Raw genomic sequence first — 13,242 nt, forward strand, 5'->3', positions numbered from 1 at the left:
TATTAATTAGAATGGCAAATCGTCATCCGCCTCTTGACTTAAAGGCGCAGGTGATTTAGGGGGAGTCCTATCCTCTGTATTTGCCCTTTGCGGACTAGGAGCAGACCCACCACCACTCTGCATACTTTCTTTCTTAGTGGTCAAAAATGTAAATTCCTGCACATGTACCTCAGTAGAATATCTGGTATTACCATCTTCTCCCTGCCATTGGCGATTTTTTAATCTGCCCTCCACATACACCTTATCTCCTTTGCTCAAATACTTTTCACATATTTCCGCAGCCTTGTTCCTTACCACACAATTGTGCCAATCCGTATTGGTTACACGCTCACCCGTAGACTTATTGGTATATGTCTCATTAGTGGCTATAGGAAACCTACCTATACTACCGCCACCTTCAAAATAATGCATTTTCACCTCGTCTCCTAAATGCCCGATCAGCATTACCTTATTTAATGTCCCGCTCATAGTATAAATGTATAAAAATCAAAAGTACTAAAATTTAAATGCTTTCATAAAATCTGCAATTAAAACTGGTACCGGATATTGTTCAATATTTTGGACCTTTACCTTAAATGGGATATCTACCGTAGTATTCAATATCCAAAAAGAAGTATGTAAATTTTGATGGGAAAGCTTATGCACGATCGGACGGTCATGATACGAAAGGATTTCTACCTTGCCTAAATCACCAAATATGTCATGGTACTTTGTGTGTATTTCTTGAAGATTCATATTAGCACTGGTTTCCAATAAAGGAAACTCCCATAAATTTTGCCAAATGCCCTTCGCGTTTCTTTTTTGTAGACTGGTGAACACATCACCTTTTTCATCCTTATATATAGGTACTAAATAATTAAAATACCTATCGCGGACTTTAGCCTTTCTAATCTTGACCGGTAATTGACCTACAAGTCCTTTTTGCAGGGCTACACAACTTTCACTTAAAGGACAATGCAGGCATAGTGGCTTTTTAGGAGAGCATTGTATTGCACCAAATTCCATTATAGCTTGATTATAGTCCCTAATATGTTCAACATCCATGACCTTTTGGGCCAATGATTTAAAATATTGAATACCCTTACTACTATTAATGGGAATATCCACTCCAAAATAACGTGCCAGAACCCTGTAGACGTTACCATCAACTACCGCTTTAGCCTCATTAAAACAAATAGAAGAGATTGCACTTGCGGTATAATCACCTACACCTTTTAATTTTAACAGTTCATTATAACTGTCCGGAAACACAGAATTATACTCATTGACAATTATTTTTGCGGTAGCATGTAAATTTCTTGCCCTGGAATAATACCCTAATCCCTGCCATAATTTAAGCACTTCTTCTTCCTTAGCTTTGGCCATATCGTCTACCGTTGGAAAAGCTTCCAAAAACCTTAAATAATACGGTGTACCTTGGGCTACACGGGTTTGTTGCAATATGATTTCCGACAGCCATATCCTATAAGGATCAATGCTATTTCGCCAAGGCAAGGACCGTTTATTTTGTCCATACCACTTTAAAATTTTACTCGAAAACGACATACTCATCAATGCTAAGGGATAAAAGTAGCAGTTTATCTACTTAAAATTAACCCATTAGAAAGAAAGATTGAATTTAATTTATATATTTGCAACCCGAAAAAACATACAGAAAATCTAATATTGAAAGATGACGAAAGCGGAAATTGTATCGAAAATCTCAGATAAACTGGGAATTGAAAAAGGAGATGTACAAGCTACAGTTGAATCCTTTATGGAAGAGGTAAAAACATCATTGGAAAGTGGTGACAATGTTTACCTTAGAGGTTTTGGAAGTTTCATAATCAAAACCAGAGCCGAAAAGACCGGTAGAAATATTTCCAAGAATACAACTATTAAAATACCCGCCCATAACATTCCGGCATTTAAACCTGCCAAGGTTTTTGTTGAAGGAGTTAAGAGCAACGTACACGTAAAATAATTAATCTTAAAAAAAGAACTTTATGCCAAGCGGTAAAAAAAGAAAGAGACATAAGGTAGCTACACACAAGCGCAAAAAGCGTAGAAGAGCTAACCGACACAAGAAAAAGTAGTTTTTTAACTACTTTTTCTTTTTACGTTCATTGACATAGAGATCCCTGTATTGGATCTCGGCAAATACAAATTGTGTTTGCTTTTGGTATTGTTTAATCAGCTCGTTTCCTATACTATATAGTGGAACGACTAAAAATATATTCAGGTGAATAGAGAATTAATCGTAAGATCTAGTTCCCAAGCCGTAGACTTTGCCTTGCTAAAGGACGGAAAACTCACTGAACTGCATAAAGAGGAAAACAGTAACGACTTTTCTGTAGGCGATATTTTTCTTGCCAAGATCAGGAAGCCGGTTACAGGCCTAAACGCTGCCTTTGTGAACGTAGGATATGAAAAAGATGCATTTTTGCACTATCATGACCTTGGACCACAGTTATCCTCCATGCTAAAGTTCATTAAACAGGTGAGTACCGGAAAACTAAAGGATTACTCCTTAAAAAACTTTCCGTTCGAAACCGATATTGACAAGAACGGGGTAATAACCGATGTCATTAAAGCAAACCAATCCTTATTGGTGCAGATTGTAAAAGAACCTATATCTACTAAAGGACCAAGAATTAGCTCAGAGCTTTCAATAGCAGGACGTTATTTGGTCATGGTTCCTTTCTCGGAACGTGTTTCCGTTTCCCAAAAAATAGGAAGTAAAGAAGAGAAAGACCGGTTAAAAAGACTTGTTAAGAGTATTAAGCCAAAAGGATTTGGTGTAATAATCAGAACAGTTGCAGAAGGGCAAAAAGTTGCGGAACTTGACAAAGATCTAGAAAACTTGCTGGCAAAATGGACAGCAATGTGTAAAAAATTATATCGTGCTCAAACACCTTCAAAAGTATTCGTAGAACTTAATAGGGCATCCTCTATATTAAGAGATGTTTTTAATGATAGTTTTACGGGTATACACGTAGATGACGCCACTCTTTATAATGAAATAAAAGAATATGTGGCCGAAATTGCTCCTGCAAAGGAGAGTATCGTAAAGCACTATGACTCCAATGTGCCAATTTTTGAAAAATTTGGTATCGAGAGACAAATTAAAACGTCTTTTGGACGTACCGCCACCATGAGCAAAGGAGCCTATTTAATTATAGAGCATACCGAAGCCCTACACGTGGTAGATGTAAACAGCGGCAATAGGTCCAATAAGGCCAAAAACCAAGAAGATACGGCCCTAGAGGTCAACTTATTGGCGGCTTCGGAAATTGCCAGGCAATTACGCCTTCGTGATATGGGAGGCATTATTGTAGTGGATTTTATCGATATGGTAAAATCACAGCATAGAAAAAAGCTTTTTGAACATCTTAGGGATGAGATGAAAGATGATCGCGCCAAACACAAAATACTACCCCCAAGTAAATTTGGTTTGATTCAGATTACCCGACAAAGGGTACGACCTGAAATGAATATTAAAACAACCGAAGAGGATCCTAACCAAACCGGAAAAGAGGTGGAAGCACCTATTGTTTTAATAGACAAAATTACTGTGGATCTTGAAAAACTCCTTAAAGGACCTGCAAAGGACAATAGTATAACACTAAATATACACCCCTTTATTGCAGCCTATATTACAAAAGGATTTCCTTCGTTAAGAACAAAATGGTTCTTGGAATACAAACGATGGATAAAAATTCAACCACGTGATGCGTATACGTATCTTGAATACCGTTTTAAGAACAAGGACGGTAAAACAATATATTAATAAAAAAGCGACTCTATAACAGAGTCGCTTTTTTTGTTTTAGGTTTTTTTAATTGTTAATCAAAAAATGTATCTGAATCTAACATAAAATTACTATACTTGTCGTTAGATATAAATTTTGCCTCAAACAAAGGGCTTACTTGAAATAAAATTTTATTCTCCCTTATAATTTGATTTAAATAATTATCATAATCTTCTATATTTTCATACCTCTCTACTCTAAACCATTTAACATTTAGATTAGATGAATTATAAAATTTTCCAAAACTCCAATTTTTAATTTCTTGAGGAACCTCAGGAAGTGTAATTATTGATGTTTTATTACTATCAAAATTAATGTTCCAAGTATAATAGTTTAATTTTCCTTCAACAGTGGGGATTTCATCAACCGAATTTCCCGAAGAAATTAATAATTTACCTACGTTGTGACCACTTCCATTTACTGTTAGATTTATTTGCCTATCAATAATTTGAAAATCTAAATCCCAATTTGGTATATTATATTTTTCAAGAGGGATACCAACCCTATTTGTTATATAATCCTCTAAACGTAAGAAATGTGAATATTTATAAAATGAAGTATTTAATACATAATCTTCTATAGACTGAATGTACATATCAGAAGATTGTATCGTAGTATGACCACTACGCCAAATTTCATGATAATTATTATTTTTAAAATCTTTTTCATTTTGGTATCCTCTTATCTGAAGTCCTCTAGTATGATCATTCTCTAAACCATCAGAATAAGTTGTATCTACAAAACCTTCAATCTGATCTTCTGTAGATAGTTCATTCGCATTTAATTCTTGATTGTTTAATAAAGTATCATCGTTAATCCACATATGACTTACTTGTCGAGTATTTCGATTATAAGCGTTGATATAATAACTATCTATTGTATTTTCCTCGTTTAAATATTCATACTTAATAAGTGAAAAAGAAAAATCCAAATGATCATAACCTGTGGAATACCCTGGGTTGATTGATCCTTCAATTATTACATCCTCCGAAAAACCAATAGTGTTTAATTTATATTGTTTAGAATACTCACTTCTTCGTGGAGATTTTGGTCTAAATTCATTAAAACTTGACCTTGTTACATCCATTACAGTATATAAATTTGCATATTCTATATCTACAAATTCATTTCTTGAGGCAATAGTGAACATATAAGGTGTTTCTAAATCTATATCTACTTCAGTAGATAAAACAAAAGATGTTGGGGTAGAATCAATCAACCTAGTAGCTAACAATGAACCATCATATGCTGATGCAAAAATCATAAAATCTTTATTTCCTTTGCGAAAAAAGTAATTGTCTAATTCAACATCTAATAACTTTCTATGTATTGTAATTGGATAAATTTTTGAAATAAGCCCACCAGATTTTTCAATTATTTCAATCTTAATATTTGCTGATCCAGTTGGGTATAGTTCAGGATTAAAACTAAAGTTGACATTTGAATCATTCTCTAAATTCAAAAGAATTTCATCATTAAAATAAACCACTATAGATTCTATTGCCCCACTATTATTTTCAACTGTGATATTGACATCAGTTGACTCATAAATAATAGGGTTATTTATTAAATTGTTACTTGTAATATCTTTTAACTCTATTTCATTAACTATTATTTCTTCTTCGTCACAAGCAGTTAACATCGAAAAAACAAATACTAGCAATAACAATTTTCTCATTTTTAATATTTTATTATAAAACTCGCAATCGCCCAAAATATTATAAAATTTCAACTTATAGATAAGTTATGGTAAATTTACCTAACGTTTATTCTCAATTATAATAAATATACTTTTGACTACTTCAAAAACCAAAGGCTACACTATTCTAGAAGCCACTAAAAAAATAGAAAGCTATTGCGCATACCAAGATCGCTGCCATAAAGAAGTGGTTTCCAAATTAAAGGAAATGGGTATGATACCTATTGCCATAGATACTATAATAGGGCAACTAATTGAAGATCGATTTTTAAATGAAGAACGATTTGCCAAAAGTTTTGCAAGAGGTAAATTCAACATTAAAAAATGGGGTAAAAACAGAATTGTAAGGGAATTAAAACAACGAAATATTTCCAAATACAATATTACCACGGCCCTGAAAGAAATTGACCCTACTGCATATATGAAGGCATTGGACGAATTGGCCCAAAAAAGACTACTTCAAATTACCGATACGGATATACAAAAGCGCAGAAAAAAACTGGCGGACTACTTATTATACAGAGGTTGGGAAAGCCATTTGGTCTATGAAAAAGTTCAAGAGCTGGTCAACAAAATTTAATCCCTAACCAATTCACCTATTCTTTTATGTGTTCTAGATACGGCTTTTTCATTTTTTAAGTCTATCCAATCTTGCCCCTTTAATTTACGCATTAGAACATCATAGTAACGCATAATCAAGATATTGTACGTGGCTTTGGCCAAATTTTTAGGATTACGGGCAATTGCCCTTAAACTCATGGAAAAGCCAGGTGTTTTATATTTCATATAATGCCAATAACCTTCTGGCATATATAATACATCACCATGGGAAAGTGTAGCCTTAAAACCATTGGCTTGCTTTAACGCCGGCCACTTATCATAGTCCGGGTCCGAGAAATCTATGCTTTCATGGGTAATCAAGGAATGTGGTACTTTATACAATTTTTTCGTTTCGGACTGTGGAAAGAGTATGACCTCTTTTTCTCCATCAAAATGAAAATGAAAGATATTGGCCAAATCAATATCATAATGCATGAATGTATAGGAATCCCGGCCACCAAAAAACAACATTGGCAAACCTTTCATCAACTTTAGACCAAAATCCGGAAAACTATAATCGTTCTGCAACGCAGGCACCTCCTTTAAAATATTCCAAAGAAATATTCTAAACCTAGTGGGTTCCTTTTTCAGCAAATCAACATAATCCGCCATTTTCATTTTGGCATGTGGTTCATTAAAACCATCCTTATGTTGTACCGGCCTATCATCATACAAGGGTACGGTAATTGAACCGGCTACTTCCTTCATGTAGTCAAGATTCCACTTACGAAAGGCAGGCCAATCCGTAATTGCATTTTCAAGAACTACAGGTTGCTGCGGTTTAAAATAATCGTTAATAAAAATGTCCTTGGTAATATTACTTACCCTTGGAATATCGGCTAACTTCAATTACACATGGTTTTTAGGGAACCCAAAGGTAATTAACGATTAGAAAATAATTTCTTAAAAATGTATTAATGTAGTATTATTCAACAATTTTTGCCTTTTGCTTGGCATTTTCATTACGCTCTATGGTATGCCCGGGTCTTGACCACTTTGGCTTTTCGCCTAAAGGTTGTAGTTGTGAATCCGCAGCTTCCACAGTTTTGGGCTGGGCCACTTTGGTAAATGGTTTTTGAGGATTTAACCCCAACATTTTGAACATAGCCATGTCCTCATTTACATCTGGATTTGGGGTCGTCAACAATTTATCTCCCGCAAAAATGGAATTTGCACCCGCAAAAAAGCACATTGCCTGACCTTCCCTACTCATTTCCGTGCGGCCTGCGGATAAACGTACTTGAGTCTCTGGCATTACAATCCTGGTAGTGGCCACCATTCTGATCATGTCCCAAATAGAAACCGGCTCTATATCTTCCATAGGAGTACCCTCTACGGCAACCAAAGCATTAATGGGAACAGATTCCGGTTGCGGATTAAGTGAGGTCAAAGCGACCAACATCCCTGCCCTATCTTCCAATGCCTCTCCCATACCAATGATACCACCACTACAGACGGTAACATTACTTTTGCGCACATTTTCTATCGTATCCAAACGGTCCTCAAAAGCGCGCGTAGAAATTACATCTTTATAATAATCCTCTGAGGTATCCAAGTTGTGGTTATAAGCGTACAAACCTGCTTCTGCCAAACGTTTGGCCTGGTTTTCCGTTATCATCCCCAGTGTACAGCATACTTCCATATCCAGCTTATTAATGGTACGCACCATTTCCAATACTTGCTCAAATTCCGGACCATCCTTAACATTTCTCCATGCAGCCCCCATACAAACACGTGAACTACCAGATGCCTTTGCCCTTAACGCTTGAGCTTTTACCTGAGATACGGCCATAAGGTCGTTACCTTCTATATCCGTATGGTAACGTGCCGCTTGCGGACAGTACCCACAATCCTCCGGACAACCGCCCGTTTTAATTGAAAGTAGGGTTGAAACCTGCACCGTGTTGGGATCGTGATGTTGCCTGTGTACGGTTGCAGCCTCATATAGAAGCTCCATTAAAGGCTTATTATATATTGCTAAGATTTCGTCTTTTGTCCAATTATGTCTTGCGTCGCTCATATCATCATGGGTTGTTACCAAGTTCAAAAATAACTGAATTTAAATTGAAAATATAATTGGTTGGTTTTAAAATGAAGACTACACTAGAGTCCTTTTCATAACCTATTCATTTTTAGATACTAATATACTTACAGCATTACCACCAAAACCTACGGCATTGACCAAGACCCTTTTGATCTGCTTATTATTCACTTTGTTCTTAAAAAAAGGTGATGGTATGAATTTATTATGTTGAATCATTAAAATTGCCAACTCTAGGTTTAGCATACCAGAAGACGCAAACGTATGCCCAAATTTCCACTTATTGGTCGTTAAAAGTGGCATTGTACTTCCAAACACCTGTTGCACCGCATTAAATTCAGACAAATCTCCTTTAATGGTGCCAGGTGCATGCATAACTATGACATCAATATCGGAAAGGGATAAGTTCCCCATGGCCATTTTCATCGATTTTTGAAAACATTCCGCATTTGCCGATATGGAGGTATTATGTTTTAAAATTTCAGTTGCATACCCAACCCCTTCTATTAGCGCAAGGGCATTGTTCACCGTACCGGTTTCCAAACATGCTACAGTGGCAGCTTCACCCAAAATCATGGAATTGGTCTCCTTTTCAAGATATAAAGCCTGGCAGGGGTACTCCTTTCCAAGTTCATCTACCAGAGGCTCATGAACAGCCGTAGTTCTAGCATAAATTTTTAATGCTTTCATCTGGGCAATGGTAAAATTGGTCAATGGCGCTTCACTAGCTCCTACCAAAAATTTGTCCGCCATGCCGCTATTAAGCCATGCCACCCCGTTCAATACGGAATGTAAGCCCGTGGAACAAGTAATGGAATGGGAGATATCCGGACCTGTCGCCCCAAGGTCATGAGATACCCATGATGATATATTGCCCAACGTTGTTGTAGGTGAGCTTAAGGTTGACGTTACTCCCGTTTCCAAATATTCTTGGTGGTATTCCTCAAAAAGTTTTGTAGCGCCCCTTGATGAGCCCATATTAACACCAAAAATTGAGGTATTTTTCCATCCTGCTTGATCAACTGCCTTTCTCGATGCTAAAATTGCAAAGAGAACACTATCGTCCAACTTTTTATATTTATTATCAGAAAACCTTAATTCATCTACTTTAAGCTTTGAGGCTTGGGACAATGGGGCTACCCATACTTGTTGTCCATTGTAATCCTTTAAAGAAAAATAATGATTGTCGCTTAAATAAGCATTCCAGGTTTCATTCAATGTATCTCCCAAAGGTGAAAGGGAGGCTAGGGCCGTTATGGATATTTTTTCTTTCAATATATTAATCTAAAAAGTATCTAATGCCTCTTTAATGGCGGCATATATTTTTTGAAGTTGTTTGTTGGTAATTACATAAGGGGGTAACACATAAACGGTATTGCCCAATGGCCTAAGCAGAACGCCCCTGTTTAAGAAAAATTGATACAGCTCATCACGCAAGTTGCCATACCGTTCCATTTTCAGTTGTAGGTCTATAGCCAAAATCACCCCCTTGACCCTTACCTCAGCTATCTTTTCATGGTTTTTAACTTCTGCAGCAAATACATTGTGTTCCTTTTCTATATACTGCCTTCTTTCCATAATTTCAGAAGAATTTAAAAGGCTAATTCCGGCCAAAGCCGCAGCACATCCAATAGGATGTGCACTGAAAGTGTGCGCATGAAAAAAACCTTTGTGTACCTCATCACTTAAAAACCTATCATACAGCTTTTTTGAACAACTGGTAATACTTAAGGGGAACATACCTGCCGTAAGCGCTTTGCTCAGACAGATAATATCTGGTTTGTTCATAAGGATGTCAGAAGCGAAATCCGTTCCAGTTTTTCCAAATCCAGTCATTATTTCATCGGCAATACAAAGCACATCATGAGTTTGACATAGTTGAATCAACTCATCAAGCCCTTTTGCGGAATGAAATTTCATTCCTGCGGCACCTTGTACCAGCGGTTCAAAAATAAAGGCCGCACAGCTGTTTTCACTTAAAATATTCGTCAATTGTTTTTTGACCAATTCCAGATTGTTTTCTTGCGGTACAGGAATGCGCACAACCTTTAATAGAAAATCTTCAAACGGTCCATTATACGAAGAAAGTCCAGAAGCACTCATTGCCCCAAAGGTATCTCCATGAAATCCGTCTTCAAATGCTATTAACGTATCTCTTTTTTTTCCATCATTATGAAAATATTGAAACGCCATTTTTATGGCCGCATCAATTGCCGTAGAACCATTATCATTAAAAAAAAGTTTTGCTTGATTGTCAGGTAAAATATTGATAAGCTGTTCTGAAAGTTCAATAGCCGGTTCATGTGTTAAGCCACTGAACATTACAAAATCCAACTTTTGCATCTGTTTGGTCATTGCGGCAATTATCTGGTCATTGCCATGGCCATACATTGTGGTGTACCAAGATGCAATACCATCTATATATTCATTACCGCCCTCATCAAACAAAAGTGCCCCTTTTGCCTTTACAATAGGTAATTGGGGCTTGTTTAACTTATGTTGAGTTAAAGGATGCCACAAATACTTTTTATCTCTAGTTGATAGATTTTCCACGGCCATAAAATTTATAATTCCTCATTTTATCTATCTTGCAAAGATCGGGAAATAAACCGCAAATTTAAGATGTCCTTGAAAAGAAACGAAAATGTATTTTATACCATTTCCAAATGGAAAAATTCCACCATTCTTTTATTCTTTTTTTGCATCACCTTTTTTATACGGTTCCCTTTTTTCTTCAGGGACTATATTGACAGGGACGAAAGTACGTTTATATTACTTGGGCAATCTTGGGCCAACGGTTTTTTGCCCTATACCCAATTATGGGACTTAAAGCCCCCGTTAACCTTTGCTTTCTTTGCCTCCATAATCACCCTATTCGGCAAAAGCTTTATCGCCATTAGATTAGCAGGAGTGTTCACCGTTTTGATTACAGCATTCTTTACCTTTAAAATTGCACGTACCATATTGGCCAAAACATCATCTATAATTGTTGCCGTGTCCTGTATTGTATTGCTCAGCTTGTTTGGCAGTTTGCAAGGTGTAATGTCAGAACATATCTGCGTTGCTTTCTTTGTTCCCGCAATCTACCTGATACTGAAAAAAAAATCTGCGTTTGCCATCTTTTTTGCCGGACTGCTCATGGGAATTACGGTAATGGTCAAACTGAATATGGCATTCCCCATATGCTTTATTGGCTTGTTCCTTTTGTACGAAGCATTGCTTACTAAAAAAAAGAAGGGTTTTTTAAAAGTCATTTTATTTGGTATAGGAATACTTACCGTGATTCTCGCTACCATAGTCCCTTATTATATAACCGGGCAAACCTTAGTATGGTGGAAATCAGTAATTCTCGCCCCTTTGGAATATACCGAGGCTAGAAGATACTCATTCCTTAAACTTGCTCCTATATTCGTTATTATAGGTTTGTTTCTCATCTATGCCTATAAAAACAAATACATTGATTTTAAAAACAGAACCAACCAGTTACTGCTGGTCTCTATTTTTGGGATATTGATATCGTTTATAAAAGGCGGAAGGATAAACGGCCATTACCTCATACAATTACACCCTCTATTTCTAATCCTTTTGGGCATAGTGATTTCAAATATTTTATTACGTTATAAACCAAGAATACCGGTTTTCCTTGCATTTGTAGGAATGCTGATACCTGCAGAAAGTTATTTGGAATATATCAATGTCGCCAAAAACTATTATGAAAAAAATACACTTTATAATGGCGAGGGTTTCTCTGTACCACAATATATTACAGATCACAATTTAGAGACCAAAAACATACTTTTTTTTGAATACCATATTGGTTATTGGAATTTAAATACGCTACCGCCCACCATTGCGGCTACACATCCCAGTAATATTTGCAGGGATGAACTGTTCCCATTTTTCAACAACCCAAGAAAAATTGCTATTGAAGAATTACAATACATTATGGAGGTCATACGGCCCAAAACGGTAATAACAAGAAAAAGCAAACGGATATTCGACAAGAAATTGATAGAAGTAAATACCTATATAGATGATTACCTTTCTACGCATTATGTAAAACTGGCCGATGTTGAAAATGCAGAAGTATTACAACGACTAGAGCGACCTTAATATACCCTCAAATTTAACGGCATATTTTTTGATCACTTCCTTGGTAAACTCCTTTTCCTCATCTATTCTACCAATCAAGGATACACCAGTTTTATGCAATATGATATTTTCGGTCTGCGGATTTGCTTCTCCACTGAACAGTACGGATACATCATAACCTTTATGTAAAAGCCAATTGATCGTCAATAAAGAATGATTAATACTGCCCAGATAATTTCTGGAAACTACTACCACCTTGTAGTCTGGCATAATAATATCAAACATGGTATCCTCATCATTTAAGGGTACCAATATTCCCCCAGAACCCTCAATGATCAAATTATTATCGGTTTCCGGTTCATTAATATGGAACCTATCTATTCTAATACCTTCCAACTCTGCCGCGGCATGCGGACTCATAGCTGCCTTTAACTCATAGCTGCACGGATGAAACTTAGATTTATCATTGGAAATCAACCTTTTCACCTTATCTACATCTGTATTGTCCAAATCTCCTGCTTGCACAGGTTTCCAATAATCTGCTGTTAAAGCTTCGGTAAAAATAGCAGAAGCAATTGTTTTGCCTACTTCTGTTGAAATTCCGGTCACAAATATCTTTTGCATTATATTCTTACTTTGAGTTCGTAATCATTTTACAATTTAGGCACTTATACTTTCTTTTTTCAAAAAATGGAAAAAGTTTATAAAATACCCCCTTACTGTTATAATATGGTTCTGATCGTTTTGCCTTACAATTTGGACATACAATAGGATCACCTTGTTCATCTACGGCATAGGCCCTTATTTCATCATAAATAGCAATTGCCCTTTCCTTATCCTTTGAGTATACCTGCAATTTTACGCCCCCAATGGCATTGCTAATAAGAGGATCGGAATTTAAGGTATTCTCATCCCTTAAAAAAACCGGAATACCCTCTGACTCCAGTTTACCCTTTACAATCTGTACATCGGCAACATATTCAAAACTAGCCAATTGATAAAATTTATCTTCCATGCCCA

13 protein-coding genes are annotated in these 13,242 nt (G+C 36.2%); 4 read left to right on the plus strand and 9 right to left on the minus strand.

Translation table 11 applies throughout. The features are described from left to right. Window positions 1-6: 6 nt before the first annotated feature. Window positions 7-468: a single-stranded DNA-binding protein gene (locus JM81_RS10165; RefSeq protein ID WP_144802999.1), complete on the minus strand. Its 462-nt coding sequence runs from the start codon at window positions 466-468 to the stop codon at window positions 7-9. A 27-nt stretch (window positions 469-495) separates the two neighbouring features. After that, window positions 496-1,545: an A/G-specific adenine glycosylase gene (gene mutY, locus JM81_RS10170; protein WP_144803002.1), complete on the minus strand. Its 1,050-nt coding sequence runs from the start codon at window positions 1,543-1,545 to the stop codon at window positions 496-498. A 127-nt stretch (window positions 1,546-1,672) separates the two neighbouring features. On the opposite strand from mutY, the gene JM81_RS10175 reads away from it, so the two are divergent. Together JM81_RS10175 and JM81_RS10180 are read left to right on the plus strand one after the other, a co-directional pair. Next, a complete protein-coding gene (locus JM81_RS10175; RefSeq protein ID WP_027065813.1) occupies window positions 1,673-1,963 on the plus strand; it encodes an HU family DNA-binding protein in 291 nt (96 codons plus the stop codon). A gap of 258 nt (window positions 1,964-2,221) precedes the next feature. Further along, entirely contained in the window at window positions 2,222-3,769 is a 1,548-nt protein-coding gene (locus tag JM81_RS10180; RefSeq protein WP_089260916.1) for an Rne/Rng family ribonuclease, read from the plus strand. A gap of 55 nt (window positions 3,770-3,824) precedes the next feature. Here JM81_RS10180 and JM81_RS10185 read toward each other — a convergent pair whose 3' ends face one another. After that, on the minus strand, window positions 3,825-5,468 hold the full coding sequence (locus JM81_RS10185; protein ID WP_144803005.1) for a hypothetical protein: 1,644 nt from the start codon (window positions 5,466-5,468) through the stop codon (window positions 3,825-3,827). Window positions 5,469-5,583: 115 nt separating this feature from the next. Here JM81_RS10185 and JM81_RS10190 point away from each other — a divergent pair, with 115 nt between their 5' ends. Beyond that, window positions 5,584-6,069 carry a regulatory protein RecX gene (locus tag JM81_RS10190; protein WP_186435560.1) on the plus strand — a complete coding sequence of 162 codons (486 nt, stop codon included), beginning with the start codon at window positions 5,584-5,586 and terminating at the stop codon, window positions 6,067-6,069. Here JM81_RS10190 and JM81_RS10195 read toward each other — a convergent pair. The 4 genes from JM81_RS10195 to bioA all read right to left on the minus strand — a co-directional run bounded on the left by JM81_RS10195 (window position 6,066) and on the right by bioA (window position 10,683). Continuing rightward, on the minus strand, window positions 6,066-6,938 hold the full coding sequence (locus JM81_RS10195) for a cupin-like domain-containing protein (RefSeq protein WP_089260918.1): 873 nt from the start codon (window positions 6,936-6,938) through the stop codon (window positions 6,066-6,068). The genes JM81_RS10190 and JM81_RS10195 overlap by 4 nt on opposite strands. A 76-nt stretch (window positions 6,939-7,014) precedes the next feature. Next, window positions 7,015-8,109 carry a biotin synthase BioB gene (gene bioB, locus JM81_RS10200; RefSeq protein WP_089260919.1) on the minus strand — a complete coding sequence of 365 codons (1,095 nt, stop codon included), beginning with the start codon at window positions 8,107-8,109 and terminating at the stop codon, window positions 7,015-7,017. A 102-nt stretch (window positions 8,110-8,211) separates the two neighbouring features. Then, window positions 8,212-9,405, minus strand: coding sequence for a beta-ketoacyl synthase N-terminal-like domain-containing protein (locus tag JM81_RS10205; protein WP_144803008.1), 1,194 nt, complete (start codon window positions 9,403-9,405; stop codon window positions 8,212-8,214). A 9-nt stretch (window positions 9,406-9,414) separates the two neighbouring features. Next, window positions 9,415-10,683 carry an adenosylmethionine--8-amino-7-oxononanoate transaminase gene (gene bioA / locus JM81_RS10210; RefSeq protein ID WP_261375018.1) on the minus strand — a complete coding sequence of 423 codons (1,269 nt, stop codon included), beginning with the start codon at window positions 10,681-10,683 and terminating at the stop codon, window positions 9,415-9,417. 69 nt (window positions 10,684-10,752) lie between these two features. Between bioA and JM81_RS10215 the strand changes: the two genes are divergently transcribed. Beyond that, entirely contained in the window at window positions 10,753-12,243 is a 1,491-nt protein-coding gene (locus JM81_RS10215) for an ArnT family glycosyltransferase (protein WP_144803014.1), read from the plus strand. On the opposite strand, the gene bioD is transcribed toward JM81_RS10215, so the two are convergent. Next, a complete protein-coding gene (gene bioD / locus JM81_RS10220) occupies window positions 12,229-12,846 on the minus strand; it encodes a dethiobiotin synthase (protein ID WP_144803017.1) in 618 nt (205 codons plus the stop codon). The two genes, JM81_RS10215 and bioD, sit on opposite strands and share 15 nt — an antisense overlap. 7 nt (window positions 12,847-12,853) lie before the next feature. Next, entirely contained in the window at window positions 12,854-13,237 is a 384-nt protein-coding gene (locus JM81_RS10225) for a DUF2007 domain-containing protein (protein WP_089261261.1), read from the minus strand. Window positions 13,238-13,242: the final 5 nt, after the last annotated feature.

The organism is Maribacter sp. MAR_2009_72 (genome assembly GCF_007827235.1).
In the GTDB taxonomy this organism is placed as follows: domain Bacteria; phylum Bacteroidota; class Bacteroidia; order Flavobacteriales; family Flavobacteriaceae; genus Maribacter; species Maribacter sedimenticola.